This window comes from Tianxiuia mixotrophica (genome assembly GCF_050596425.1).
In the GTDB taxonomy this organism is placed as follows: Bacteria; Bacillota; Clostridia; order Peptostreptococcales; family Acidaminobacteraceae.
In genome coordinates this window covers 4,002,256-4,026,758 of record NZ_CP192292.1, presented here as the reverse complement: position 1 = coordinate 4,026,758, position 24,503 = coordinate 4,002,256, and the positions used below count along the sequence as shown (strand labels likewise).

The following is a 24,503-nucleotide window of genomic DNA, read 5'->3' as shown; positions in this document are numbered from 1 at the left end:
TAAATCACGTATTCCAATACGTTCATTAAGTGAATTTTATCCGCGCATTGTCTTTCGTGATTTTATAAAAGCTACCATTCTGTCGACCTTGTCGACAGCCTGGAAGGCTGATGAAGAATTCCATCAGCCATTTTTAAATGTACGGATATAGGACCAAATAACAGTTTTGTATCCTTCTGAAATCCGCTATAATAGGTGTGTACCCAAAGGTTTTGGGACAATCGGAAGGGGTTTGAAAATGGAAACGGGAAAATTAAGTTCAGAAAATCTTCAAGAAATGATCATAGACCGTATAAAGAAAGTTGGCGATGATGTCCTTATTCGACCAGGTGTTGGTGAAGACTGCTCGGCCCTGTCTTTCGGTGAGTATGCATGTGTCTTGTCTACTGACCCAATTACAGGAGCCGCCAGCGAAATTGGTCGACTGGCTGTACATATAAATTGCAATGATATTGCATCTTCAGGGGTTAAGCCAATAGCTCTTATGCTAACCATTTTAGTTCCGCCTGAAACATCACAAGATGAACTCAATATGATTATGGACCAGGCTTCAAATGAAGCCTACAAGCTTGGGGTGGATATTATTGGTGGCCACACTGAAATCACAAGCGCTGTGAATAGACCACTTGTGTCCGCCACGGCAATTGGAAAACAAGTCAAAGACAGACTTGTCACCAGTAGTGGCTCAAAGGTCAATGACAAGCTCATCTTAACCAAGAACGTGGCACTAGAAGGCACTGGCATACTTGCTTTTGATAAGGCCGATGAACTCAAAAGCATACTAAGTCAAAGTGAAATAGACCAAGCTCAGGCCATGCTTGATAACATTTCAGTCATTCCAGAAGGACTTATAGCAGGAGAATACGGCGTAAGTGCCATGCATGATGTGACGGAGGGCGGTGTTTTGGGTGCGGTTTGGGAAATGTGTGAGGCCAGTGGACTTGGATGTCTAATCGAAGACAGCGCCTTACCAGTGGAAATAGTCACAAGAAAAATATGTGCCCATTTTAATATAGATCCCTATAAATTGATTTCGAGTGGCTGCATGCTTATAACAGTGAACGAAGACCGATCAGAAGGACTTATGAAACGATTTGAGGAAGAGGGCATTCCTGCATCAATCATTGGTGAGATGACAAGGGAAAAAGCTGTGCTTTTAAAAAGCAGGGATGGTATAAATCCTATTGATCCACCACAGGCTGATGAACTCTACAAGGTTGTTGATTAAACATCATGACAGTATATATCACGGAGATTACATCTCATTGACAATATGCTTAAAAGATTGACCAAGACATAAGTATAGAGATATAACATATATAGAAAGATCATAAATTATATGCACAGTTGAAGGGCCAGCGAGTCACCAATTGTATGTATTTGATTGTTCTATACATCCCCACGACATAAGAAAGCAGTTGGAAAATAGATATGATGAAATATAAGGAAAAACTTGGAGGTGCAGTTATGAAGCGAATACTCTCATTCGCCCTCATTTTAATAATGTTACTAGGTGTCATACCAGGACCGGCCTATGCAGAGGATTTTCTTGAATATGGTACGGTTGAACTCATCGATGGTATTACATGGGAAGCTGGGACCTATACCACTGTTGGTCTTATGTTTGCCGGTAACAGTGTTGTGACCGATGTTCCAAGTGTTTTGTATGAGATTGATGGGAAAACAAGAACCTTGATTCCAGTCAATGTGGTTGCCGAATATATTGGGGCCCAAATAAGCTGGAATGGAGAGACACAGGAAGTATCTATTTATTTTAATGGCAAAACCATAGTTCTTAAAATTGACAGTGATACAGCATACATAGATGGTCAGCCTTACAAGCTCCCCAATAAGGTGCCTGCCAAACTTTTAAGTTATAACGGTGTCACAAGGACCATGATTCCGGTTAATATCCTTGATCAGTTTGGTCTGGAGTTCGCATGGAATGGAGATACAAGAACTGTAGAAATGAATTATCCTTACCAAGATATTAAAGATATAGTCTATGATGATTCTGGTCGTTTTCAGGAAATTCATATCAATACAACTGGCCAGGTCTTAACCACTTCATATTTTATGGACGGATCCCTACTGGATTCTCAGGATAAGATCATCATCGACTTTGAAAACACAGGCTTTGATTTACCAGAGTATAAGGTCATAGATGGAAAAAGAACCATAGACCTTATCTATGGGAGCATTGATAAAATTGTTACCTACCCAGTCGAAGGGGAGTCAAAAACTCGAATGGAAATTGAACTTCTTAATAGAAAGGGCTATGACATTTTCTATGATGAAGACAAGCAAATGGTTGTTGTAAGATTCATTAACAGCATTCGAGACATTCGGACAGAAAAAATTTACTCTTCAGAAGCTGTGGTCATTAATACAGGGGAATACCCTGCATACAATGTAGACTACCTGCACGGGAAAGTGGTCGTAGACGTCGTCAATTCCCTTCAGCGCTATAAAGATGGTAAGAACGGGGAAATAGAAGTCCATGAAGGCGGTGTTGATACAATCAGCTACTCGCAGTTTGACACGACGGGATCAACAACCTTTAGTGAAGAGGATATTGTATCTAGGGTTGTTGTTAACTTAGATGATGACACATCGGTGGATGATGTATACGTAGAGAATATAGACAATGAAATCTTTGTATACGTATCAGGTGATCCTCTCAATGGTTTTGACTATGTTAAGAATGGACTAGACTCTGCAAGACTGACCATGAACTTTACTAATATGGGTAAGGTGGATGCATCCTATAATGAAAACACAAGAAATCTTACCATGAAGGTCAAGAAGGAATCCGTTGAACTTAGTGGGATGAATGTGGATATTGATGACAGCATTATTGACAAAATATCAATCAATGATTCAGATTCAGAAGAATATAAGATTACAGTCAAGCTCTCTGAAGGGACAGCCGTTGCCAAGATGCCAGATGGTGAATATGCCAATGGTATTGAATTAAGTTTCTTCAACGAGGCCTTAAAGAATTCTATTTGGAGAAACACACTTATTGTTGTGGATGCGGGACATGGTGGAACTGACCCTGGTGCTGTGGGTACGAAGACAACAGAAAGCAAGCTAACTTTAAGCATTGCTAAGGAACTGGAAAAGAAACTTCAAGGCGTTGGTTTCAAAACATACATGATTCGAGATGCTGATGTAAAAATCGCACCATCTTATAGAATGCGTGTTGCCAACGACATAAATGCAGACCTGGTGGTAAGTATTCATATCAACGCCGCTGAGAACCCTAATGCACGTGGTGTGGAAGTTCTTTATGCAGAAGAGGAAACAGGCAAGAAGAAAGAATTTGCTCGTATCCTTCAAGACAACTTGATAGACACACTTGGATCTGTCGATCGTGGTATTGTGCACAGACAGAATTTATATATGTGTCGCGTGCCGACTATGCCATCTGCCCTTGTAGAACTAGGTTTTGTGACCAATGCAGAAGAGCAGGACCGAATGATGACAAGCACATTCCAAAAGTCAGCAGCACAGGCCATGCTCGATGCAATTCTTGATTTCTTAAATTAAAGTAAAAACGCCATAAATGTCAATTCCAAGAATAAAGCGGAATTGTTTTACAGCCTTTCTAGCTGGGTATATTTCCAGCAAGAAAGGCTGTTTTCGTGAGCCTGCTAATAAGTGGGTTAAAAGTTTTATGAGGAGCTCTATATGTTGTTATATAAAAACGAAATATCTTCTACATTTGAAGCTGTTCATGAAACGGTTATTGATGTCATGGATCAGCTCAAACTGGTTGATCGCATTAACAAATCCATGATACTTTTCAGAATCAACTTTATGTTACGAGAAGTACTCAACAATGCAGTTGAACATGGGAATAAATTTCATGAGGATAAAAAAATTTTCATATCTGTAGAAATAGAAGAAAACATACTAATCGCCAAGGTACGTGATGAAGGAGAGGGGATTAATCTAGATCCGACTCATGAACACAACATGGACTACATTTTAAGAGATAGAACAAGGGGCATATCCCTTGTTAAGCAATACCAATTTGAACTCGAAGCAAATGACACAGAACTCTGTGTAAAACTTGACTTAGATTCTGTGACAGAGGAGGTTTAACCTATGAAAAAAGCACTAAATGACAGTGTCCTAACACTAACACTTCAAGAGGACTTAATAGCAACCAATGTAAGAGATTTCAAGTCAAATATTGATGCTTATCTGCAAGACGAAATGGGCAACATAGATGAGGTGATCATGGACCTATCCGCCTGTGAAAATATTGATTCAGTGGGTGTTACATTTGTAGTGGGTGTTTATAAGCAAGTTACGAATGACGCCATGGGTTTTAGGATAAAAGGCAGTAGTGAGGAAATAAAACAGCTATTTAAGCTTATGAAGCTAGATGAGTTTTTTGACATGTAAAACCAGTGACTGAACATAGGGGATGGACATATGGACTATAATATTCTTATAGCAGATGATGTTGAAATGAATAGAAGACTGATCACGGATGTCTTAAAGGGAAAACTGACAGGTGTGAGTTTTTTACAGGCATCAAACGGTCAGGAAGTTTTTTCTGTACTGGAAAAAATAGATGTTGATCTTATAGTGCTTGATCTCATTATGCCTGTCATGGATGGATTTGAAGTCCTAGAGCGACTGAAAAAGGATGATAAATACAGTCATATACCAGTGATTGTGAGTTCTGCAATAACTGAGATTTCATCTATAGAAATGACTCTGGAAATGGGTGCGGTAGACTACTTTACCAAACCACTGTCCTCAGAAGATATGGATATTATATTGCCACTGAAGGCAAAAAATGCCCTTCAGTTTTATGAACAGCAAAAGACGATTGCAGCCCTGAATAGGGAAATACAGGTGGAACTTAAAAATGCTCACGATTTTCAGAATATAATGCTTCCCAAGTCAAGGGATTTTAAGAATGTCGATTTATTTATTAAATTTCAGCCTTCCCTGGGAATAGGTGGAGACTGCTTTGATTGTTTTGAGAAAGATGGCAAGCTATGGTTTATCATAGCGGATGTCACTGGGCATGGCATAGCGGCAGGTATGGCCTCTTCTATGGTTAAAATTATGTTTAGATGCAGTGTTAAGCATAAGACAATGACGCCCGATCAAGTTCTGACAAATATCAACAAGAATATTTTTGAGATTTTTGACTTTGGTTCCAGCTTCAACTATCTGGTTTTCACAGCCTTTGTAGGTTGTATAGATCACGGGGAGTTTCATTATTCCAATGCCGGTCAACCCTATCCCCTCATTTACCATCAATCAACAAACAGCATAGAAATTATTGAGGAAGGTGGTATGCCTGTAGGTGTGTTTGATTCAGCCACCTATCAACTGAATTGCAAAACCCTCGGTGAAGGGGACTCGATTTTTCTCTATACAGATGGTTTGTTCAGCAGTGGGCAGAAATCAGATTTTATCAACTGGAAGTTGGTTCACGAATTTGCGGACAATCATGTCAAGGAGCTTAGCGCAGAACCCAATGTTTTTTTAGACGAAATGTTCTGGTATTTTCATTTGATTCATAAGTCAGATTCAAAAAGTGGTGAAGATGATTTCACCGATGATGTTGCCATGATGCTTCTTAAAATGAAACCCAGAGAAGAATGAAAACTGTAGAATGAAAGAAATGTAAAAGAAGGATTTTACTAAAGCGTATTCAAAATAGGCGCCATACCCCAAAATAGGGTATGGCGCTTTTGATTTAAAGTGGAAATTGTAACTCAGGCGCTTACAAAATTACAGATCTAAGTCATCGTTATACCAAATGTAGAATTTTGATTCATTAATATTTATATTTGGTATAACAATGACTCCTAAATGTTATTTTGAAAGTTGCTTAACTGATAAGCTTTGGAAAGGTCATTTTGAAAGACAGGCCTTGTCCTTCAATGTCAATAACATCCACTTGTCCTTGAAGGGCAGTGGAAATGATATTGTAAAGAAGATGGAGCCCAAGGCCACTACCACCACTTCCGAATTTTGTTGTATAGAAGGGTTCAAATATGCGTGGCTTTTGATGGTCCTCCAGCCCTTGTCCGTTGTCTGAGTATATAATAGTCAAGTCGTATCCATCACTTTCAGCAGAAATTGAGATGAGTGGCGGGTCGGGCCACGCTTCTCCAAATCCATGTTTTACGGAGTTCTCCATTAATATTTCAAATATTTCATGAAGAAGGCCCTTCGGTGCGGCCAACCTTAGATTTTCATCCACATTGATTTCAAATTGAAGTGTCGGATAGCGCTCGGAATATATCTCACTAATGTCACTTAAGCGATCCAGTAAGTAAAACTGAGAAATATCTTTTTCAGACTGAAGAATGGAGATCTCTTTAAATCTGCTCAGAATTCCGATGGTTTTTTGCAGTGTTGTATTAATAATGTCAGTCATTTCTATTGAATCCTCCATAAAACTTCTAAATTCTGACTGACCTAAGGATTTGTTTTTATACCTAATCTGAATTCGTTCCTGGAGCGTTTGCATGTATGTCACAGTTGTTAGGGCGGTACCAAGCGGTGTGTTAATTTCGTGAGAAATACCCGCTAAAAGCTGACCAAGAGCAGCGTTCTTTTGAGACTCAATCAACCGGCTTTGGGTTTCTTGAAGCTCGATAAGAGAGTTTTCTAAGTCGTTTTTAGTCATCATGAGTTCGGACTGAGTCTCTTCATTTTGAGCAAGTGTTTCTTCTAGGTACTGGTTGGTTTCCTGGAGTTCTCTGGTTCTTTCCTCCACTCTTTTTTCCAGTTCGAGATTGAGTGTGTTTAATTCTGCTTTGCTTTTTTCAAGGTTTTCGGAATAGGTGTTTATTCGCTTGAAATCCTTAGTGATGCGGTCAGCCATTGAATTGAAATTTTCCCTTAAGACCTCGAATTCGTATCGGTAAGTTTCATCTATTCGGAGATCGTAATCACCAGATTTATAGTCATTTAGTGTGTTTGCCAAGTGAATGAGCGGTTTAAATAGCCACTGGGAGAATTTTAATGACATGAATGTGGACAGGCCTAAAGCTGCAATGATGACAAGCAACATCAAATTGATTAAATCCGTTGCGCCGGATGTTAAGGCGGAACTCTCAACGATTGCAATTGTATACCAATTTGTTTTTTTCAGCTGATTGTAGCTTATAAAATAGAACTTTCCATCAATACTGGATTCAAAGTTGACGAGTTTAGAAGAATTATTTTGATCGCTCAAACTCGCATTTTCAAGGGTTCTTTTAATTACAGTAGACACTGTTTCGTCTGAAACCCCAAGTTCGTCAAGGTCTGGATTTGCGATGACTTGGCCAGTTTCATCAGCAAGAAGCATAAATCCTGAACCGCCGATTCTAAGCTCGGAGATAGCGTCAGCAAAAATATCTGGATCAATATTAATAATTAGGGTTCCGGAATTTTCAAGGGTTATGAAGTTTTGAAATGATTTTACCACAGATATAACTGGCTTATCAGGAGAGTAAATGGGGTGAGTTTTGGGGGCCAACCAAATGTACTCAGACTTTGAGTTCCATGCCAGGCTTGTGTAGAATTCATCATTAAACTCATTTTCCTTAACAGATAAAAACTTATCAATAGGGGCACCAACGCTAAACCCATCATTGCCTATAAAGATTAAGCTATCAATGTATTGAAAAGCCTGTTGCTGAGGTTCAAGTATTTTGACAGCTTCGGTTCGTGCTTCATAGCGAGGCATTTCACTTGAAAATTCAGTTGTAATAAGGCGGTTAAACTTCTGGTTTCTGAAAACTTGCCTTGACATATTTACAACAGTGTCAGAAATATATTCAATGAGAACATTACTCTGATTTATTTTTGATTGGGCATTTTCAAGAAATATTTCCTTTGTTTGATGTCTAAAATTCCAAACAAACATAATACTGACGATTGTAAAGGACATGATTAAAATAAGCACGTTAATTTGCGCAAGGACTTTAATAAAACTATGTTTTTTGTTGAAAAACTTACTCTGTTTATTCTGCATCATTTAATCATCTCCGTTGTTTAGATAAGTCTTTATATTAGTACCCAGTTGATTTCATAAATATAGATACAGAACATCAATAAATGGGTAATTCTATAAATGATTCGGATTATTCACGTGATTTTATTTTCGCGGTTGTCATTTTATAAGTTGTTTGAATAAGAATAATCCCGTGGGAAAAAAGGGGGCGGCTTCATGCGCTATGATTTTAGAAAAATAGTTTCCATACTTTTGCTTATAATGATTGCAGGATCTTTGTATATGCTCAATGAGAGTATGGGGGCTTCAAATATCTCGCAGACATCATCCAAGATGGATCAGGTGTCAGTCTTAGATGAAACCGAGAGACTATACGGCGGTTATATAGAAATTGTTGGTCGACAAATAGAACTGCGTATCGATGCTATATTCAATGAACTTTCAATACTTAGGAGTATACAGCAAACTTATATTGATCATTCTGAAGCCCTTGCATCTGTAACGGATGCCCTTAAATCCAATAGTGTCACAGCTGATAAACTTACCTTCAATGGTAAATGGTATCAAAATAGTCCTACTGAGCCAAATGTGGTTATGGTGCATAGGCATTTGCTCAATGATGATGGGCAAATCAAGGAAGAAGTGCAACGAGATCTTGATAACACAATTTTTCTTGACTTGATTTTAGAATCCTTTCATAAAAATGGAGTGAAAAAGCAATTGACCTATACCCAGGGAGGGCTCAATAAGTCCTTTACGAGAATGTACCCGTGGGTTGATCTAGGCACTCTGTTTTATGAAGTATATCCTGCATTTATAGATACAAATATTTGGGAAGCATTTAATCCAGGTCTTGTGGATGCATTTGAAAAAAGAATACAAGAAGAAGCCGGGATTAAAGCAAATCCAGATCAATTGGCACGTGTCCTTCTTCCCGTTCAAGATGGTGTGACTGGAGAGGTTATTATGACTTTTACGGCGCCATTATTTAATAGAGAAAGAGATACCTTTCTTGGGACGGTTGCATTTGATGTAAACATGACTAGCATAATCGACTTGGTTGAAGAGCTCAATGTGTCAAAAGAAGGATTCACATTCTTATCTCAGTCAAGCGGGAATATTTTTGCGATTAATGAAGCTGGCGCTGAGGTTTTAGGTTTTAAAGAAGATCTAGACAGTTTAGAAATAACAGGTGATGGAGTTGGCTTTAATAGACTTGAAAGAATGCTCTCGCAAAGCCAATATGAGTCAGTTCGCTCCCTTGCCTTGCCTAAAGATGATATAACCCATTATGAAATGATTACAGTTGAAGATGAAAATTACATGGTTATAACACAAAGACTTAAGCCATTTCAAATATGGGAGCCAGAAAAATGGTTTAGCAATGAAAGTTGGATTGTAGGACTTGTTATTCCGCAGTCAGAAATTGGATCAGAAGACATACCTGAAAATAACAAGGGTGATATGGGGCTTTTATATCTACTAATAACTGGCTTCGCATCACTAGGTCTTTTTATAATGAGCCTATATAAGAAGACTTCTTCTTAATATGGTACAATATGACCAGTAAGAAGAAATGAATTTTAGGAGGAAAAAAATGGAGCGTATAGACAATCGCAAGGTTGACGAAATAAGACCTGTCAAGATCACGCCAAACTATTTACTACATCCAGATGGTTCTGTTTTGATAGAAATGGGTTTAACAAAGGTAATTTGCACAGCAATGGTAGAAGAAAAAGTTCCCCCATTTCTAAAGGGAAAAGACTCGGGTTGGGTGACAGCTGAATACAGTATGATGCCAGGATCCACTCAACAAAGAAAGATCCGAGCGGCAGCAAAAGGCAAGATTGATGGACGTTCACAAGAAATACAAAGACTGATTGGACGTTCTTTAAGGTCTATTGTAGAGCTTGATAAGCTGGGTGAGCGCACGATCTGGATTGACTGCGATGTTATACAGGCTGATGGTGGCACGCGCACAGCATCTATTACAGGCGCTTATGTGGCCTTAATGATGGCGCTTGAAAAATTAAAAGCACAAGAGCTCATTGAAGAGATTCCTGTGAAAGAATCTGTGGCAGCCATAAGTGTTGGTATTGTCGGTGAATGTCCTGTACTGGATTTATGTTACGCAGAAGATTCAACTGCAAAGGTTGACATGAATTTGATAATGACAGGGGACGGTAGATTTATTGAACTTCAAGGCACCGGTGAAGAAGCGCCGTTTACCCGCGATGAACTAAATACTATGATGTCTTATGGTGAAAAAGGTATTCGTGAGCTTATTCAGATACAAAATGAAGTTTTGAGTTCTGTAAAAGGTGAATAGTTTGTATTAGACTAGATGTAAGCATAGGGATGGTATTTCAAAAACCCTATGCTTGTTTTATAATAAGAATTTGGAGATTATGCCAATAGCTTGAATGAAGTTTGGTATAACATTGGATCCGCGGATAATGGATTGTTTAGCACAGAGGAGGTATAGGATGAAAAAGGTCATTCTAGCATCAGGAAACAAACACAAGCTTGAAGAGATTCAGGAAATACTAAAAGATTATAAACTAGAACTTCAAACCATGCATGATGCAGGTCTGGTTGATTATGAAATCATAGAAGATGGTGAAACATTCGAGGAAAATTCACTGATAAAGGCCAAGGCCGTTATGGATGAGTTGGGCATTGATACCATAGCAGACGATAGTGGTCTTGAAGTGGACGCCTTGAACGGGGCACCCGGTGTATACTCTGCCAGATATGCAGGTGAAAGTGCAGACCCTGTAGCCAATAATGAAAAGCTTCTAAAAGCATTAAAAGATGTGCCGGATGAAAAAAGAACAGCTCGATTTGTCACTGTGCTAACCATGCTTTTCAAAAATGGGCATAAAATAGTTGTTCGAGGCGAAGTGGTTGGACGAATTGGCTATGAGGCGAAGGGGACCAATGGGTTCGGTTATGATCCACTCTTTGTTGTTCCTGAGCTAGGCAAAACATTTGCTGAACTTGAATCGCATGAGAAGAATGCCTTAAGTCATAGAGCCAATGCTCTTAAACTCTTAAAAGTCGAACTGGATAAATATCTGGAGGCCTAGTATGCGTATTGGTGTAATGAGTGATACACATGGTGAATTGGAACTTGCAAGAGAAGCCATTCGTCAAATGGGCAAGGTGGATTTGATTCTTCATGCAGGAGATACATACCAAGACTTAGAAAAACTTTCAGAAGACACAAAAATTGAAATGATTGGTGTTAGGGGCAATATTGGTTCATCAGACCAGGGCCCGGCAGAACTTGTGCTTGAACTGGGGGATTATAGAATATTTCTTGTCCACGGACATCACTATGATGTGAAACACAGTTTAATGCGTCTTTTTTATAGAGCAAAAGAGCTAGAAATTGATGTTGTTGTGTATGGTCATACTCATGTGGCCTTATCAGCGATTGAGAATGATGTGCTTTTTTTAAACCCGGGAAGCATAGGGTTTCCGAGAGGAAAGTATAAAAATAGCTATGGAATACTGGATTTATCGGGTAAAAAGGTTAAAGCTGAAATATTGGAAATTGTCTAACTTTAACGCTGTGTGTTATGAAAGTGTGCTCAAACCATTGGAAATACATGTGTAGAGCCACTTTGCACAGTCTTAAAAAAACTTTGCTAAAAGTGTTGACGATGCCCCATATGTCCTGTATAATAAGTTTTGTCAGTTGGCGGAGCGCTTGATTGACGGGGTGTAGCGCAGTTTGGTAGCGCATCTGGTTTGGGACCAGAGGGTCGCGGGTTCAAATCCTGCCACCCCGACCACTGATTAACTGTAGAGGTTAATCTTCAAGGCTCCAAAAATTGATAAGTACGCGTCACTAGCTCAGCTGGATAGAGCAACGGCCTTCTAAGCCGTAGGTCTGGGGTTCGAATCCCTAGTGACGCGCCATACCTGGCGGCTGTAGTCAAGTGGTTAAGACACAGGATTGTGACTCCTGCATTCGGGGGTTCAAATCCCCTCAGTCGCCCCATTTTTATTTTGGGGATTAGCCAAGTCGGTAAGGCAGCGGACTTTGACTCCGTCATCCACAGGTTCGAGTCCTGTATCCCCAGCCAAATGTGACCCATTAGCTCAGTCGGTAGAGCACCTGACTTTTAATCAGGGTGTCCTGCGTTCGAGTCGCAGATGGGTCACCATTTTTATACTTACTAATAACTGAAAATTCAGATAGTTGAAACGAATTGTTACTTCATGCTTGGCATGAGGTTTTTTTATTATATTGAGCACATATATAATAGAAGAAACACGGCATGAAATTGCGTATTAAGTAGAAAACATCATGAGTTGCTAAAATATTGGTTAAAATAAGATTTAGGGCTTGGAATTACAGTGTTTAACTGCTATAATGGATATTGTTCCAAGAGTGAACAGAACAAAAAAATAGGCGGGATTAGCTCAATCGGATAGAGTAGCTGGCTTCGAACCAGTTGGTTGGGGGTTCGAGTCCCTCATCCCGCACCAATAAAAAAGATCTCCTGTCAAGGAGGTCTTTTTTATTGGTTAAGAAAAGGACTCGGACGTGAGCAAGCGCTGCCGGGTAGGGCTGAAACAGTACGCGGGCCTGGCCTGAGAGCAACCTACGAGAGCGGTGGAGAGTTCCTCATCCCACACATGGAAAAAGACCACCTGAATAGGAGGTCTTTTTATTTCTTCTTCTTTAACATTTTAATCATACTCTTAACAGCATCGATCTCATCGTCATCAAGGCCGCTTAGGTAGTTCTCACTCGCTTCAGCCACCCCAGAATAGGGATGGCGGTACGTGGTCCTATCAAGAAGATAATCCACGCTCACCTTAAAATAGTCAGCTAGAAAGCTAAGAGTGACTGTATCGGGGTCACGCTGATTGCGTTCATACATGCCAACCGTACTAGGAGAGACATTTAGCATCTCTGCCAGTTCTTTTTGAGTGATCTCTTTTTCCGTTCTTAGTAACTTTAATCTGTCTCCGAACATAATATCCCTCCAATGCTATATTAGCACAATATGTGTGAATTTGGGAATCTTTCACGAAAAGTGCTTCCATTTGGTTGACTGCGCACATTATGTGCGATAGTATAAAAATGGAATAATAAGAAAAATGTGCGTTCGTGAACTACACTCTGGGAGGATATCATGAAATTATCTAATTTCAGGAAAGAACAGAACTTAACACAAGTTGAAATGGCAAGATATCTGCATGTTTCATTCTCGCACTATTCAAAAATTGAAGCGGGTATACGTAATCCAAGTTATAACTTTCTCGTTCGTTTTAAAGAAAAATTTCCTGATGCACAAGTCGATGATATTTTTTTTCAGGCGAATCGCACATAATGTGTTATGGAGGTGTCTATGACCAATCAGAAGGTATCCATTTATGAAATAGAGTATGGTGAGTCAACGTGTAGCACTGATTCGAAAAGCGGGACTGTAAAAGATCCCCTAAGAAAATTTTCTTTAGATCAGAATCTTGTTAAAGACCAAGCCACTGAAATTATAAAAATAAGACATCTAGCTTTAAAAGATCAATTACAGTCACTGGAAAAAAGAAGATCAGAGGTTCTATTTTTAATAAATCGATATAAGCAGGCGGAATATATAAATGAAGATGCTATACGTAATCTCAAGAGAAAAGAAGGTGAGTATAGTAAAGATATAGTGAGTAACCCTTCTCTATGCCATGTGCTTGATGCAATAAGAGACAAAATAAAACTTAACAAGAGAAGTGTTCAGGTAGACAAGGCCTCGGAAAAAGCATATATTAGGGAGTTATTTCTAGTCAATGAACGATATGAGAAAGCTTATATTGATTTATGTGCAACTGAGTACATTTTGAATATTCTAAAAGAAAATAGGGAAAATAAAAATTGAATTGTTAAGACTTTTCTAATTAAAAACTGTTAGAATGATCTAAGAGTGAGGTGTTAAGATGGAAAGTCGGAGTAGATATATTCAAATCGCCCTATTTGCAGTGTTGTTTTTTATGTTTATTGTTGTCATGAATAATATCCTATCAATCGGTGATAAATTTGGTGACATCCACGTAAGTTTAGAGATTGGATTTTACGCAGCAACAATCTTGTTGTTCACCTATCTTGTTGTGGTTCCACTCGTAAGTGTTTTACGAATGCCAAAGACAAAAATATCTGATTTCATGACAGATGATATTCAACTTGATGTGAAGAATATTGAAAAAACAGTCAAACAGATGTTAAGGAGCGAGTATATAGATGAGATTGATAAGGATCACCTGAGAGAATCATTCAAAGATGGACAGGTAGAACTGGCTATTAAAGATATTTATCTAGAGAAAGCTTTGAAAATTGATGCAGAGGTGGAGGACACATCGTCTCTGGTACTTTTGACCACTGCGATTTCACAGAATGGGATTCTAGATGCTGTTTCAATCATGTACTACAATATAAGGATGATAAAAAGAATTATAGTCATTGCTGGATTTCGACCAACAATTATCCAGCTTATCAAGATGATAAGAGATATATTTATAACCGCGTTTATCTTCAATACTATAGAAGAAATCAATCCTGAAGAAATGTTAGAAGATGTGCTTGATGCATCAGGAGAGAAATTATTTGGGAAGATTATTAGTAAAATTTCAGGGTCTTTTATACAGGGGTGTTTCAGTGCATATATCACGCTCAAAATAGGATATGTCACAAAATACTGGTTGTATATGACAGATGAAGAATTCAAAGAAAAGAATATAAAAAAGCAATCCAGAACAGAAGCGCGAAAAGTGCTTGTGACAAAAGTGATTAAACGGACTGTGGGTGTTGTACCAAAGCAAGCTGCAGAATATGCAGGCAAGGTTTTTAGCAAAAAATCAAGTAAAAATGAATCGTAATTGAATTGTTACTAATGAAGTGATCACATGATGATTCGCTAAGCCAAAGGGAGATTGCCCTTGGTTTACGATTGCATTACGTGATCATTTTAAATTTTGCAATAATTTTACCTCATTTGATAAAAATGAAAAAATATTTAAAAAAATAATACATGAAAGTATTCCATATAGACATAAATACGTATAAACTAAATATATAGGAACTAGCACATTATGTGATAATATTGTGTATAGGTATTAAGAACTATTGTCATCAATGTATTGTGAAATGATTTCAGATTTATATGTTAACAGTATGAACACAAGTACAGTGTAGATTATAAAGAGAGTGATGGCATTATTAATAATAAAGGTTAATGAAAACCAAGCAAGTAAGGTTATAGAAAATAAAATTTCAAATTGACTATATGTCTTACGAAAGTGTTTTGTATCAATTATGCGACCAATATAACGTTTTGGAAGAGGTGCTTTATTGTGTCGAAGTGATAGTCCATGTACGATTAAAAATAGACACAGTCCAACAAAAAAGAATCCAAGGAGTGGAATTCTAAGAGAAAAGAACCCTAAGACACCAAATAAAGCGGCTTGCTTGTATTTATCCATATTTTACCTCCGCGGGTAATGATTATGATTTATTAATTTATATACATATTTTCAGTGTTCGAAACGATAAAAACCATAAAACAATCAAATAAAGAGTAGGAATCATCTCTGAATAAATAGTAAAATATATGTAAGGGGGACCCCAACATGAGAATTGCAATATGCGATGATGAAAGAAAACAAATTAACACCATAAAAGGATACTTAAATAAAGCGCTTAAAGATGTAGACTATTCAATTATTGAAGCTGAAAGCGGCGAGGAACTCATTGAAGTGTGTAAGAATGAGCAGCTTGATTTGGTCTTTTTAGACATAGAAATGAAAAAGTTAAATGGTATTGAAACAGGAAAAGAAATTAGGGAAATGAATAAGGATGCTGTTATAGTATTTGTAACGGGTTTTAGAGACTACGCTTTGCAAGCGTTCGGTATACGAGCATTCGACTACATCATTAAACCGCTTACTGAAAAGAAGTTTGATGTATTTTTCAATGATGTACAAACACGGCTGAAAGAGATTCAATTTAGAAATGAAAAGGATAGTCGACTGTTGGTGAAGTCAAAGAGTGTTATGAAAGAACTTTCATTCGATGAAATAGTGTTTTTTGAAAAATCAGGTCATCAAGTTATAGTGCATGTGGAAAATGGGGATGAAATTGCTTACTATAACTCCTTTAAAGACCTGAAAAAAGAGTTGGGGGAAGGGCTCTTCGTACAGTGTCACCAGGGGTGTATTATCAATATGGACTTTGTGTCGTCGTACAAAGACAAAGTCATAACGCTACGAGATGATTTTGGACAAATACCAGTGAGCAAGACATTTGTTAAAGTCGTTAAAACGGCGATTGAAAAACGGTTGTTCAAATAGTGTGGGGGGGAACGGGTTGCTTGATTTTTCATCTTATTTGGAGATAACATTTTTTTTGTTTGAGTACATGGTGTTGTTTTACTTGTTTTCACAAGTGTTTATTCAAAGATTTAAAAGCTATATAATTAACTATTCTTTGATAGGGCTTTTAACTGGAGTCAATTTTTTAATTGATCAGTATGCGGGCTTAATAAATGGTCCAGGGATGGTTATAAAAACTTTAGTAGTTTATGTTGTATTTTTGATAATTTTTAAAGGAAAATTTCTTCATATTGCATTGATGTCAATTATATGTTTTATAAGTATAGCTATTTCAGACATTATTGCAGCATTAGGTTTTGCGGCTTTATTTGGATATGATAGCTTTGAGTCAATAATAGTTGGATATAATCGATTGGCTTTTGTTATAGTAGCGAAGTTTCTATTTGTAGCATTTAGCCAGTTTGTGCTTTCAAAATTCAAAAATCTTAATGTTGCTGATCCGCGAGATTTATATAAAATTATAATGGTTTTATTAATTGATGTTGCATTTATAGTCATTGTCGGGGATGTATATTTTCAAAATAAAAGTATATACGAAAGCGATGTGCTATTCATTGTTAGTGTATTGTTTGGGATTGTTGCAATTAGTATATTAGTTGTTCGAATGACTGAAAGCATAGTGACGTATGCTATGAAGGAACGTGATTGGCAGTTACAGGAGGAAGAGTACAATAGACAAATATTTTATTTAAATCATTTGGAGGATATCAACCATCAAATGAAATCTATAAGACATGATTTTAATCACCATATAGGCTGTTTATATGGAATGTTAGAACAAGGTGAAATGAATAATGCACGTGAATATGCTGGGGAATTAGTTAGTGAAGCTGAGCAATTTAATGTTGCATTTAGTTCAGATTATCCAGGAATTTCGGGTTTGCTAAGTTCGAAGTATCAGATTATGAGATCCAAAAATATTGAATTTTATTGGAAAGTTAATCTGCCTGAAAAGATGAATCTGAAGCTGATTGATCTTTCTGTGATATTAGGCAATGCATTAGATAATGCAATAGAAGCAGTCGAGAATCTTAGTGAAGATCAGCGATCGATCAATCTCAATATATACTTTGAGATGGAGTATATAGTTATTAAATTGAATAATATGTATAACGCAAGTATTATCAATGAGGACTTATCGACAACTAAAGAGGATACTAAGAATCATGGATATGGTTTGGGAAATATAAAATTTATCGTGAAAAAATATGATGGTATTCTCAAGATTAATAAAGAAAACAGTGAGTTTAAGCTTAATGTTGCATTGCCAAATACCAAAATATAAGGAAACAGTATATAAAAGTGAGGTCATTGACCTCACTTTTTTTTGAACGAATAGCCAATTGTGATGTTTCAAGGTTTGAATATGCAATGTCCATTCTAATTTATCCATAATCGAATTAAAATATTAAATAGTAAAGTCTTACTTGAAATTTTTAGGAGGATTCATGATAAATCAGATGTCGAGAGAGATTACTCGATCGCTTATCAAAAACGATATTATTAGCTTTGATGATATGTCAGTATATCAGTATGGTCTAGAAGTGTTGTTTCTTACAACAATAAAATTAATAGGAATATTTATCTTAGCATCTTTGTTTGGTTATGTTATAGAATCAGTTTTATTCATTATTGCATTTGGATCTTTAAGAATGTATGCAGGGGGATACCATGCAAAAACTGTCTTTAAATGTTTTATTCTTACCATAGGTTTTATAATTGCAGATATTTTAACTTGTAGTTTGATCTCTATCAATAAATCGCCTATATTGATTTTTGCTATTACTTTAATATCATTTACTATTGTCTACATTTTATCTCCTGTAGCAGTAAAAAGTAGACCGATTACAGTAGATGAACAGCGCAAGTTTAGAGAAAGCTCTATAAAGCTTATGTTGGTTTATCTAGTGATAATAACAGTTTTAGTCATAAAGCAGAGTTATTTATGGTATGTTGGAATATTTTCTTTGGGGTTATTTTTTGAAGCGACTACGCTTCTGGCTGAAAAGTTGAGGAAGGAGAACTGGTAATGAAGACTTTTATAATGAGGTTAATAGCAAAAGCAGCAATCAAAACAGCATATTCTGGAAAAGAAAAACATAGTTGGTATTTATCATACCAACCAAAAATGCCACAACAACTACTAAAAGACGAGAAATAATCAACCCTTTCTTAAAAATTAAAGCATTATTGAATATCCCCTTAGACCAATCGTCAAAGGGGTATTTAATTGTCAATAAACCGTAATAGCCATGAAGAAATGATCATATATTTGAAAACAAAATGTAATCCCGTATGGCTTGTAAAAACTTTGAAATCTGGTATGATTGTTCTGATTGATGAAAACAGGAGGATGATTATGCGTAAGAAAATTGCAGCGGGTCTGCTTATCTTGGCTTTAGCCGTATCAACTGCGGCGTGCTCGCAAGATACAGAGCCGGCAGACAACAACGCACCAGTTGAAGAGTCAGCTCAAACAGAGAAAAATGAGCAGGAGACTTCGGACCAAGCTATTACAACAGAAAACGTAACAACACCTGAAAAACTCACAGTTATGGGTGATGAAATGGAAATGGAAATAACTTATCCAGAAGTGAGTGGTTTAGAAGATAAGCTTATTGAAGAGCGCGTTAATATGACAATTCGTCAAGCCTTCAGAACTGAACATGCATTGCTTTCAGGTGAAGCCAATGTTATAGAAACAAGTTTTGATGTAACACACCTATCAAATCAGTGGATTTCAATTCGCTTTGATTTCACGACAGATCCAACAGGTGATGGTAAGAATACTTATGACCTATTTACAAGCTTTACTGTAGATATGACAACAGGAGAGCCTATACTGTTTCACACTTTATGGACAGAGTTAAGTGCTGATGAGCAAGAAGCTTTTGTTTCATCTCTTGATTCAGCAATGATGGAAGGCCAAGTGAATCCGATAACAGGTCCAGAGTCTTTCCCAGAAGCCTACATAAATGGTGAAGAATTTGTTGTATATTACTATGACAATGAAATGCATGAACTTAAAATGCCATTAAGTGATGCAGGCCCACTCCTTATCAAGTAGACAAATGAACCACATTTATTATGTGTGCTTTGAAATATTAGAAATGTCTAAAATGAAAACTTGATAGAGAATATTCAATATAATAATTAAACGGTGCGAAAATTCGCACCGTTTTTTGTATAGGTATTTAGCTTGATTATGCCTTACTGATTTACAAAATTTCAGGTAAAACAGTGCTTAATATTTTGTCCATTATTGAGGGCGTCTTTGCATAGTAGCTGTTTGCTTGATCTTCCGTGGTTGCGCCATTGTAGCCAGGAATATCTGTCACACCTCGTATGACAGTCAAGGGAACATTATTGATCTCACATATGTGGGCCACTGAGGCAGATTCCCAGTCAGCTGCAAGAACCCCAAGGGGCTCAAGTGAGTTTCGAATGATCAAATCAATATCTTGATCGCCCGTTGCAATCCGCCCAAAGTGGATACCAAGATTCCTGAGGAAATCAATTTTCTGAGTATCTAGTTTTGTATCCAGATAGGGAAAGAAGGGGGCATCGGAATGGGTGAATCGGTCGATGCAGTCATAAAACACAGTTTCATTTGCAATAATTACATCACCAGGATGGAGTTTTCCGCTCACACCACCACAGGTGCCGCAGACATATATTTTTTCAGGGAACCAAGTGCTAATGGCGTATTGGGCTGCTCCGGCTGCCTTGGTCTTAGAGTATCCAGAAAAGTAAAATCGACAGTTTTTGCCCCGAATGCTCACATCAAAATATGGACCATACGGTGTGGCATGTGTGGTCTTAATATTATAAATTTCGCAAATAGACCGCCACTCTGTATTACTTGCTATTTGAATACCAATCATTTTGTTGTCCCCCTTTTCATGAAATGATCCAGAAAAAACGCATATCCAATATGACAGCCTCAGAAGGGTTTGCCAACTTAAGCCTTTGCATCTATCAGACAATCAACTTCATTATTTATACCAATTTAAATGCAAATTATCAATGGAATTGGTTATATCGATTCTATTTCAGGGAATTTGTAATTAATGCCATAGATTTCAGGGTATCTTTGAAGTACGATAGATAAAAGGAAGTGATTTTATGGAAGTTAAACATATTCAAAATAGATTGGCAAAAGAGTTAAGTCCTTATCTTTTACAACATGCAGACAATCCAATAGACTGGTATCCTTGGGGAGACGAGGCTTTTGAAAAAGCAAAGGATGAAAATAAGCCAATATTTTTAAGTATAGGATACAGCACATGTCACTGGTGCCATGTCATGGCGCATGAATCTTTTGAAGACACTGAGGTTGCAGACATACTAAACAAACATTTTGTTGCCATAAAGGTGGATCGAGAAGAGCGTCCAGATATTGATCATGTTTATATGATTTACTCTCAAGAAATGACGGGCAGTGGCGGTTGGCCTCTAAACTTAATACTTCGTCCAGACGGGATACCTTATTTCGCAGGAACCTATATTCCCAAAGAAGATAAACAGGGCTACAAGGGCCTTAAGCGACTCTTAAAAGAAGGCTGTCAATTATACTCTGATGATAAGCAAAAAGTGGATGAGTTTTGCTCTAAGGTACATGAGGGCGCAAATAGGTTGCAGTCTGCCGATAATGGGCCTGTTATATCTAGAGAGACCTCACTAAGAAATGTTTTAGATGCCTTAATGGAAAATTACGATGGTGATTATGGCGGGTTTTCAAATGCACCCAAGTTCCCCATGCCCCATTTTGTTTTAACGGCTTTATATGCAAGTGAAGCGTTTGATGTACCCCGCATAAGGAATGCGGCTGAAAACACCCTCATGATGATGCGCCAAGGGGGCATATACGACCAAATTGGCTATGGCTTTATGCGGTACGCAACCGATAAAAAATGGATTGTGCCCCATTTTGAAAAAATGCTGTATGACAACGCCCTTCTTATATATACTTATACTGAAGCCTATAGGCTCACCGGTCGAATTGGCTATGCAGAAACGGCCCATGAACTCATAGCGTTTTTGAATGAGGAAATGTTATCACCAGATGGAGGATACTACGCAGCTCAAGATGCTGACACGGAAGGTCAGGAGGGGGCGTATTATTTATGGACACCGGAAGAGATTGAATCAGTCACAGGAAATGCTCTTTCAGGCGCTGTATCTGGAATGATCGGTATAAGTGGTGAGCCAAACTTTGAAGGAAAATGGATACCGAATAGAATAGAATGTAAGGGGAAAATGGATGACGCCCTATGGGAGCGTGTACGAAAAGACTTATACCAATACAGGTTAAAAAGAGAAAGACCAAGTGTTGATAAAAAAGTTCTTACAGGATGGAATGGGCTGATAATTGCTGCGCTTGCAAGATCGGGTGCGATTTTAAAAGAGGACGAATATATACGCCAAGCTATGAGCGTGCTGAATAAAATCGGTGGCAACGACGACCCCGATAAGTTGGTACGTGGATTTATTGGAGAAAGACCCCTTGGCCCTGCATATTTTGAAGACTATGCCTTTCTAATATGGGGATTCATCGAACTCTTTAAAGCCACTAAAATGCCGGTTTTCTCATTGCAAGCTAAATCTCTTGCTAGATACTGCGAACGCTCATTTAAACTTCCAACGGGTGGTTATGCCATGACAGGAGAAAGACATGAGAATCTAGTGCTTCGACCAATACAATTAAACGATCAGGCGGTTCCAAGTGGAAATGGTATTCACTTATGGAATTTACTGCGTTTATCAACCCTAGGCGCTGATGAAATCCTGGCGCATGCTGCTAATGAGCACGAAGCCTTCATGCGTATGGAATCAGCGATTAGACCACTTGGGACAGCGTCATGCGCCATTGGTCTTTTAAGGACGGGGCGTCTCCAGTAAGAGTCGCTTCAATAGGCAGGTGTCTTTATGAAAAGATCTGAACTTGTAAAGACTATCAGGACATACTCATTACTCTCAATTTTGTTATTGGGAGTCCTTATTGTATCAACTATCACTGGACTGGAATATTATCAATATAGAAAAGACGTAGATGCAATTCGAACAGACTATTTAGAAGAACAGAAAGATGTGATAAAAAACCGTGTGCTGGAGTTCATTGAGTATGTTGAATTTGTGAGAAGCACTCAAAGAAAGCATGTTGAGCAAAACTTAAAGACGCGGGTGGATTCAGCGGTTCAAACAATCGCAAACTTGCATGAAAAGTATGCAAACACACTGCCGGAAGAAGAACTAAAAAACATCATAAAGGATGCCTTAAGGACCAATCGTTTTGAAACAGAAAACAACTATTACTTTATTGAGGATTCAAAAGGCAACAATGTCCTTTTTGCATATAGCCCGGAAATGGAGGGGCTGAACTACTGGAACCTTCAAGATGCAAAAGGGAATTTCACTGTACAAGATGAAGTAAGCAAGGCCCTGCGTGATGGAGAGGGCTATGTTACAGGCTATTGGCCTAAGCCCAGAGATTATTATGGTGATGCTTATGAAAAATTGACTTATGTAAAATATTATGAGCCATTTGACTGGATTGTTGGAACAGGCACATACCTTGACGAAATGGAAACTCAGGCGCAAAATGAGGTTCTTGAAAGGATGGAGGCCTTACGATTTGGTCAGCAAGGTTACATTTTTGCAAATACTTATGATGGCATAGCCCTAGTCCTTGATGGAAAAGTGGTGGAATCGTATAAGAATATTTGGGAACTAGAAGATCCGAATGGATTCAAAGTCATCCAAGCGGAAAGAGATGCTGTACGAAATCCGGATGGAGACTATATTTATTATGTCTGGAACAAGTTGCAAAATGATAAACTCGCACCAAAGGTATCTTTTATTAAAGGTATAGAGGACTGGGAGTGGATGATCGGTTCAGGGGTGTATTTAGATGATGTGGAGATTATATTGGCACAGAGACAAGAACAGCTTTTTGACAGACTCCTTACAACTCTAATTGATATAGGGATTCTATCCATGCTGGCCTTGATTATAATGCTCAGCATTTCTAGAAAAATCTCAAATAAGATTGAAAAAAATATTACACTCTTTACGGAATTCTTTGAAAAAGCATCATCATCAGATAAGTATATTGAAGTAGAGCATGTGGCCTATGATGAGTTTAAAAAAATGGCTCATCATGCCAATGAAATGCTTGAAGTGCGTTCAGCTTACAAGGAAGAACTTAAGGCTCTAAATCAAAATCTTGAATCAAAGGTGGAAGAGAGAACACTAGAACTTCAAAAGAATATCGAAGATTTAAAGGCCCTTCAAGATAAGCTTATACAGAAAGAAAAAATGGCTATTGTTGGAGAATTGGTACCAGGTTTTGCTCATGATATTAACACACCAGTGGGGGTATCAATAACTGCAAACTCTTATATAAAAGAAACCACAAACAAATTGCAATCAGCGCTTGAAAATGGCACCTTGAAAAAATCAACTGCTGAAAAGGCCTTAAGGGACATCGAAGAAAGTGCTGAGATTATTGAAAGTAATTTGAAAACGAGTTCAGAACAAGTTCAGAGTCTGAAAAGACTATCTATAGATCAAAACACAGATGAGTATAGGGCTTTTGATTTAATGGACTATCTCAAAGAAATTGTTTTGAGTTTGAAGCCGCTGACGAAGTCGGGAAATCATAGCGTTCATATGAATGGCCCTCAGTCCTTGCTTATTCACAGCTATCCCGGAATATACTTTCAGATTTTCTCCAACTTAATCTCAAACAGTGTTATGCATGGCTTTATGGGACGTGAAAGAGGGGAAATTGTTATTGAAGTCAAGGAAGTGGATGGAAGCCTAACCATCTTATACACCGATAATGGTGTGGGTATAGATCCTGACCACATAGACAAGATATTTAACCCTTATTTTACAACGAAAAAACATTCAGGCGGAAGTGGAATAGGGCTGAATATCGTCTATAATTTGGTGACCGATACCATGGGCGGAAAAATCAAGTGTCAGAGTGAGGTCAAAGGAGGCACAAGTTTTAGACTTGATATACCAAAGAACCTAAAAGATCAGTGAAGTGGATTCACTTGTCAGAAATAGAAAGCTGAGGGCCGCAGCCCTCAGCTTTTAAATTATCTACCTAACATTG

General features: G+C 37.8%; 23 protein-coding genes and 6 tRNA genes. 25 read left to right on the top strand and 4 right to left on the bottom strand.

The features are described from left to right. The first annotated feature begins 238 nt into the window (after positions 1 to 238). The 5 genes from ACQ4KW_RS17975 to ACQ4KW_RS17955 all read left to right on the top strand — a co-directional run bounded on the left by ACQ4KW_RS17975 (position 239) and on the right by ACQ4KW_RS17955 (position 5,637). The gene (locus ACQ4KW_RS17975; protein WP_430883813.1) at positions 239 to 1,228 is read left to right on the top strand and encodes an AIR synthase family protein; all 990 of its coding nucleotides are present in this window, start codon (positions 239 to 241) and stop codon (positions 1,226 to 1,228) included. A 239-nt stretch (positions 1,229 to 1,467) separates the two neighbouring features. Then, positions 1,468 to 3,552, top strand: coding sequence for an N-acetylmuramoyl-L-alanine amidase (locus ACQ4KW_RS17970; RefSeq protein ID WP_430883812.1), 2,085 nt, complete (start codon positions 1,468 to 1,470; stop codon positions 3,550 to 3,552). A gap of 141 nt (positions 3,553 to 3,693) precedes the next feature. Next, positions 3,694 to 4,110 carry an ATP-binding protein gene (locus ACQ4KW_RS17965; protein ID WP_430883811.1) on the top strand — a complete coding sequence of 139 codons (417 nt, stop codon included), beginning with the start codon at positions 3,694 to 3,696 and terminating at the stop codon, positions 4,108 to 4,110. A gap of 3 nt (positions 4,111 to 4,113) precedes the next feature. Continuing rightward, positions 4,114 to 4,416 (top strand): STAS domain-containing protein, encoded by a 303-nt coding sequence (locus tag ACQ4KW_RS17960; protein ID WP_430883810.1) that lies wholly within the window; start codon positions 4,114 to 4,116, stop codon positions 4,414 to 4,416. A 30-nt stretch (positions 4,417 to 4,446) separates the two neighbouring features. Next, positions 4,447 to 5,637: a SpoIIE family protein phosphatase gene (locus tag ACQ4KW_RS17955; protein WP_430883809.1), complete on the top strand. Its 1,191-nt coding sequence runs from the start codon at positions 4,447 to 4,449 to the stop codon at positions 5,635 to 5,637. Between the two features lie 229 nt (positions 5,638 to 5,866). Here the strand turns inward: ACQ4KW_RS17955 and ACQ4KW_RS17950 are convergent, their stop codons facing one another. Continuing rightward, positions 5,867 to 8,008 (bottom strand): ATP-binding protein, encoded by a 2,142-nt coding sequence (locus ACQ4KW_RS17950; protein WP_430883808.1) that lies wholly within the window; start codon positions 8,006 to 8,008, stop codon positions 5,867 to 5,869. Between the two features lie 192 nt (positions 8,009 to 8,200). Between ACQ4KW_RS17950 and ACQ4KW_RS17945 the strand changes: the two genes are divergently transcribed. From ACQ4KW_RS17945 to ACQ4KW_RS17900, 10 genes are all read left to right on the top strand, one after another. Beyond that, positions 8,201 to 9,532 (top strand): cache domain-containing protein, encoded by a 1,332-nt coding sequence (locus ACQ4KW_RS17945; protein WP_430883807.1) that lies wholly within the window; start codon positions 8,201 to 8,203, stop codon positions 9,530 to 9,532. Between the two features lie 49 nt (positions 9,533 to 9,581). Beyond that, the gene (rph, locus tag ACQ4KW_RS17940; protein WP_430883806.1) at positions 9,582 to 10,313 is read left to right on the top strand and encodes a ribonuclease PH; all 732 of its coding nucleotides are present in this window, start codon (positions 9,582 to 9,584) and stop codon (positions 10,311 to 10,313) included. 157 nt (positions 10,314 to 10,470) lie between these two features. After that, a complete protein-coding gene (locus ACQ4KW_RS17935) occupies positions 10,471 to 11,073 on the top strand; it encodes an XTP/dITP diphosphatase (protein WP_430883805.1) in 603 nt (200 codons plus the stop codon). A gap of 1 nt (position 11,074) precedes the next feature. After that, positions 11,075 to 11,551: a metallophosphoesterase gene (locus tag ACQ4KW_RS17930; protein ID WP_430883804.1), complete on the top strand. Its 477-nt coding sequence runs from the start codon at positions 11,075 to 11,077 to the stop codon at positions 11,549 to 11,551. Between the two features lie 156 nt (positions 11,552 to 11,707). After that, positions 11,708 to 11,784 (top strand) — tRNA-Pro (locus ACQ4KW_RS17925). A gap of 50 nt (positions 11,785 to 11,834) precedes the next feature. Beyond that, positions 11,835 to 11,911: transfer RNA gene (locus ACQ4KW_RS17920), tRNA-Arg, on the top strand. Between the two features lie 6 nt (positions 11,912 to 11,917). Then, positions 11,918 to 11,993: transfer RNA gene (locus tag ACQ4KW_RS17915), tRNA-His, on the top strand. A gap of 9 nt (positions 11,994 to 12,002) precedes the next feature. Continuing rightward, a tRNA-Gln gene (locus ACQ4KW_RS17910) sits at positions 12,003 to 12,078 on the top strand. Between the two features lie 5 nt (positions 12,079 to 12,083). Continuing rightward, positions 12,084 to 12,159, top strand: a tRNA-Lys gene (locus ACQ4KW_RS17905). A 248-nt stretch (positions 12,160 to 12,407) separates the two neighbouring features. Next, positions 12,408 to 12,484: transfer RNA gene (locus tag ACQ4KW_RS17900), tRNA-Arg, on the top strand. A 182-nt stretch (positions 12,485 to 12,666) separates the two neighbouring features. Here the strand turns inward: ACQ4KW_RS17900 and ACQ4KW_RS17895 are convergent. Next, positions 12,667 to 12,978 carry a helix-turn-helix domain-containing protein gene (locus ACQ4KW_RS17895; protein ID WP_430883803.1) on the bottom strand — a complete coding sequence of 104 codons (312 nt, stop codon included), beginning with the start codon at positions 12,976 to 12,978 and terminating at the stop codon, positions 12,667 to 12,669. Between the two features lie 159 nt (positions 12,979 to 13,137). On the opposite strand from ACQ4KW_RS17895, the gene ACQ4KW_RS17890 reads away from it, so the two are divergent. Genes ACQ4KW_RS17890 through ACQ4KW_RS17880 form a run of 3 tightly spaced genes read left to right on the top strand, consistent with a single transcriptional unit; the run spans position 13,138 to position 14,866 of the window. Next, positions 13,138 to 13,335 carry a helix-turn-helix domain-containing protein gene (locus tag ACQ4KW_RS17890; RefSeq protein WP_430883802.1) on the top strand — a complete coding sequence of 66 codons (198 nt, stop codon included), beginning with the start codon at positions 13,138 to 13,140 and terminating at the stop codon, positions 13,333 to 13,335. An 18-nt stretch (positions 13,336 to 13,353) separates the two neighbouring features. Beyond that, positions 13,354 to 13,872: a hypothetical protein gene (locus ACQ4KW_RS17885; RefSeq protein WP_430883801.1), complete on the top strand. Its 519-nt coding sequence runs from the start codon at positions 13,354 to 13,356 to the stop codon at positions 13,870 to 13,872. Between the two features lie 58 nt (positions 13,873 to 13,930). After that, positions 13,931 to 14,866, top strand: coding sequence for a DUF697 domain-containing protein (locus ACQ4KW_RS17880; protein ID WP_430883800.1), 936 nt, complete (start codon positions 13,931 to 13,933; stop codon positions 14,864 to 14,866). A gap of 237 nt (positions 14,867 to 15,103) precedes the next feature. Here the strand turns inward: ACQ4KW_RS17880 and ACQ4KW_RS17875 are convergent, their stop codons facing one another. Next, complete coding sequence (locus tag ACQ4KW_RS17875) at positions 15,104 to 15,469, bottom strand: hypothetical protein (RefSeq protein ID WP_430883799.1); 366 nt, start codon at positions 15,467 to 15,469, stop codon at positions 15,104 to 15,106. A 147-nt stretch (positions 15,470 to 15,616) separates the two neighbouring features. On the opposite strand from ACQ4KW_RS17875, the gene ACQ4KW_RS17870 reads away from it, so the two are divergent. The 5 genes from ACQ4KW_RS17870 to ACQ4KW_RS17850 all read left to right on the top strand — a co-directional run bounded on the left by ACQ4KW_RS17870 (position 15,617) and on the right by ACQ4KW_RS17850 (position 19,445). Continuing rightward, positions 15,617 to 16,336, top strand: a complete 720-nt coding sequence (locus tag ACQ4KW_RS17870) for a LytR/AlgR family response regulator transcription factor (RefSeq protein WP_430883798.1) — start codon at positions 15,617 to 15,619, stop codon at positions 16,334 to 16,336. Positions 16,337 to 16,352: 16 nt separating this feature from the next. Next, entirely contained in the window at positions 16,353 to 17,663 is a 1,311-nt protein-coding gene (locus tag ACQ4KW_RS17865) for a sensor histidine kinase (RefSeq protein WP_430883797.1), read from the top strand. 163 nt (positions 17,664 to 17,826) lie between these two features. Then, positions 17,827 to 18,408: an accessory gene regulator ArgB-like protein gene (locus ACQ4KW_RS17860; protein ID WP_430883796.1), complete on the top strand. Its 582-nt coding sequence runs from the start codon at positions 17,827 to 17,829 to the stop codon at positions 18,406 to 18,408. Then, positions 18,408 to 18,539, top strand: a complete 132-nt coding sequence (locus tag ACQ4KW_RS17855) for a cyclic lactone autoinducer peptide (protein WP_430883795.1) — start codon at positions 18,408 to 18,410, stop codon at positions 18,537 to 18,539. Before ACQ4KW_RS17860 ends, ACQ4KW_RS17855 begins: the two co-directional genes overlap by 1 nt. 198 nt (positions 18,540 to 18,737) lie before the next feature. Beyond that, a complete protein-coding gene (locus ACQ4KW_RS17850) occupies positions 18,738 to 19,445 on the top strand; it encodes a hypothetical protein (protein WP_430883794.1) in 708 nt (235 codons plus the stop codon). Between the two features lie 151 nt (positions 19,446 to 19,596). Here ACQ4KW_RS17850 and ACQ4KW_RS17845 read toward each other — a convergent pair whose 3' ends face one another. Beyond that, positions 19,597 to 20,262, bottom strand: a complete 666-nt coding sequence (locus ACQ4KW_RS17845; RefSeq protein WP_430883793.1) for a hypothetical protein — start codon at positions 20,260 to 20,262, stop codon at positions 19,597 to 19,599. A 241-nt stretch (positions 20,263 to 20,503) separates the two neighbouring features. Here ACQ4KW_RS17845 and ACQ4KW_RS17840 point away from each other — a divergent pair, with 241 nt between their 5' ends. Together ACQ4KW_RS17840 and ACQ4KW_RS17835 are read left to right on the top strand one after the other, a co-directional pair. Further along, entirely contained in the window at positions 20,504 to 22,279 is a 1,776-nt protein-coding gene (locus ACQ4KW_RS17840; protein WP_430883792.1) for a thioredoxin domain-containing protein, read from the top strand. A 27-nt stretch (positions 22,280 to 22,306) separates the two neighbouring features. After that, positions 22,307 to 24,430, top strand: coding sequence for a sensor histidine kinase (locus ACQ4KW_RS17835; protein WP_430883791.1), 2,124 nt, complete (start codon positions 22,307 to 22,309; stop codon positions 24,428 to 24,430). The last annotated feature ends 73 nt before the right edge of the window (positions 24,431 to 24,503 follow it).

What these genes read in the sequence shown, in the direction of transcription:
- ACQ4KW_RS17845 (WP_430883793.1), bottom strand. Translation starts at nt 20,262, where the DNA reads ATGATTGGTATTCAAATAGCAAGTAATACAGAGTGGCGGTCTATTTGC.
- ACQ4KW_RS17835 (WP_430883791.1), top strand. Translation starts at nt 22,307, where the DNA reads ATGAAAAGATCTGAACTTGTAAAGACTATCAGGACATACTCATTACTC.
- ACQ4KW_RS17840 (WP_430883792.1), top strand. Translation starts at nt 20,504, where the DNA reads ATGGAAGTTAAACATATTCAAAATAGATTGGCAAAAGAGTTAAGTCCT.
- ACQ4KW_RS17875 (WP_430883799.1), bottom strand. Translation starts at nt 15,469, where the DNA reads ATGGATAAATACAAGCAAGCCGCTTTATTTGGTGTCTTAGGGTTCTTT.
- ACQ4KW_RS17935 (WP_430883805.1), top strand. Translation starts at nt 10,471, where the DNA reads ATGAAAAAGGTCATTCTAGCATCAGGAAACAAACACAAGCTTGAAGAG.
- ACQ4KW_RS17895 (WP_430883803.1), bottom strand. Translation starts at nt 12,978, where the DNA reads ATGTTCGGAGACAGATTAAAGTTACTAAGAACGGAAAAAGAGATCACT.
- ACQ4KW_RS17885 (WP_430883801.1), top strand. Translation starts at nt 13,354, where the DNA reads ATGACCAATCAGAAGGTATCCATTTATGAAATAGAGTATGGTGAGTCA.
- ACQ4KW_RS17960 (WP_430883810.1), top strand. Translation starts at nt 4,114, where the DNA reads ATGAAAAAAGCACTAAATGACAGTGTCCTAACACTAACACTTCAAGAG.
- ACQ4KW_RS17870 (WP_430883798.1), top strand. Translation starts at nt 15,617, where the DNA reads ATGAGAATTGCAATATGCGATGATGAAAGAAAACAAATTAACACCATA.
- ACQ4KW_RS17950 (WP_430883808.1), bottom strand. Translation starts at nt 8,008, where the DNA reads ATGATGCAGAATAAACAGAGTAAGTTTTTCAACAAAAAACATAGTTTT.
- ACQ4KW_RS17850 (WP_430883794.1), top strand. Translation starts at nt 18,738, where the DNA reads ATGCGTAAGAAAATTGCAGCGGGTCTGCTTATCTTGGCTTTAGCCGTA.
- ACQ4KW_RS17955 (WP_430883809.1), top strand. Translation starts at nt 4,447, where the DNA reads ATGGACTATAATATTCTTATAGCAGATGATGTTGAAATGAATAGAAGA.
- ACQ4KW_RS17855 (WP_430883795.1), top strand. Translation starts at nt 18,408, where the DNA reads ATGAAGACTTTTATAATGAGGTTAATAGCAAAAGCAGCAATCAAAACA.
- ACQ4KW_RS17965 (WP_430883811.1), top strand. Translation starts at nt 3,694, where the DNA reads ATGTTGTTATATAAAAACGAAATATCTTCTACATTTGAAGCTGTTCAT.
- ACQ4KW_RS17930 (WP_430883804.1), top strand. Translation starts at nt 11,075, where the DNA reads ATGCGTATTGGTGTAATGAGTGATACACATGGTGAATTGGAACTTGCA.
- ACQ4KW_RS17890 (WP_430883802.1), top strand. Translation starts at nt 13,138, where the DNA reads ATGAAATTATCTAATTTCAGGAAAGAACAGAACTTAACACAAGTTGAA.
- ACQ4KW_RS17880 (WP_430883800.1), top strand. Translation starts at nt 13,931, where the DNA reads ATGGAAAGTCGGAGTAGATATATTCAAATCGCCCTATTTGCAGTGTTG.
- ACQ4KW_RS17970 (WP_430883812.1), top strand. Translation starts at nt 1,468, where the DNA reads ATGAAGCGAATACTCTCATTCGCCCTCATTTTAATAATGTTACTAGGT.
- ACQ4KW_RS17860 (WP_430883796.1), top strand. Translation starts at nt 17,827, where the DNA reads ATGATAAATCAGATGTCGAGAGAGATTACTCGATCGCTTATCAAAAAC.
- ACQ4KW_RS17945 (WP_430883807.1), top strand. Translation starts at nt 8,201, where the DNA reads ATGCGCTATGATTTTAGAAAAATAGTTTCCATACTTTTGCTTATAATG.
- rph (WP_430883806.1), top strand. Translation starts at nt 9,582, where the DNA reads ATGGAGCGTATAGACAATCGCAAGGTTGACGAAATAAGACCTGTCAAG.
- ACQ4KW_RS17975 (WP_430883813.1), top strand. Translation starts at nt 239, where the DNA reads ATGGAAACGGGAAAATTAAGTTCAGAAAATCTTCAAGAAATGATCATA.